Source organism: Streptomyces jumonjinensis (genome assembly GCF_009600885.1).
GTDB classification, from domain to species: domain Bacteria; phylum Actinomycetota; class Actinomycetes; order Streptomycetales; family Streptomycetaceae; genus Streptomyces; species Streptomyces jumonjinensis.
The window spans coordinates 13,918-14,559 of the sequence record NZ_VCLA01000203.1 but is presented as its reverse complement, the minus strand read 5'-3'; the positions used below and the strand labels follow the sequence as shown (position 1 = coordinate 14,559).

General features: G+C 69.6%; 1 protein-coding gene. It reads left to right on the top strand.

Translation table 11 applies throughout. The annotated features are described in order from the left end of the window. The coding region (locus tag FF041_RS38615; RefSeq protein WP_323393698.1) for a signal protein at positions 1-595 on the top strand (595 nt) is incomplete at its 5' end. Positions 596-642 lie beyond the last annotated feature (47 nt).

Genomic DNA, 642 nt, shown 5'->3' with positions numbered 1-642 from the left:
GGGGCTCGGTGTCATGGTGCTGGTCGTGGTGGCAGGCTGCGGCGGGGGTGGCGGGGAGAGGGAGGCGGGGGCGAGCGCCCGTCTGCCGACGGCGGAGCTGCAGGGCCGGTGGTGGTCGTGGGCGGCTGCCGAACCTCCGGACGCCAATCCCGTCGTCGACGGGGACGGACGCGACTGCTGGCGTAACCAGCCGTCCGATGTGTGGTTCCTGGCGGGCACCTTCGGCGGACACGCGGAACGCGTCTGCACCGTTCCGGGCGGACGGCCCATCGCCTTCCCCGTGGTGAACACCTTTGGCAGCCCGATATATTGCGCGAACTTCATCAGCTCCGCCGCGGGAAGGGCATATCTCGACGGTGAGGAGATCGAGCCGGAGGTCTTGCACCCGGAGAAGATCACCGTCAGGGGGAGAGCCGGCAACCCGGTGGTGGACCCCGGTGTCTCCTCGTCCACGGGATGCGGTCTGTGGGTCCAGCTCCCGCCGCTGAGTCCCGGCGCGCACACGTTGGAGATACAGGGCCAAGCCCGTGACCTCGAAGTGAGCGTGACCTACTCGCTCACCGTGAAAGCACAGCGCGGCGACGAGACGGTGTAACGCCAGCGGGGTCGGCGATCGCGTCGAGTTCCGGGCGTGGCCACGGG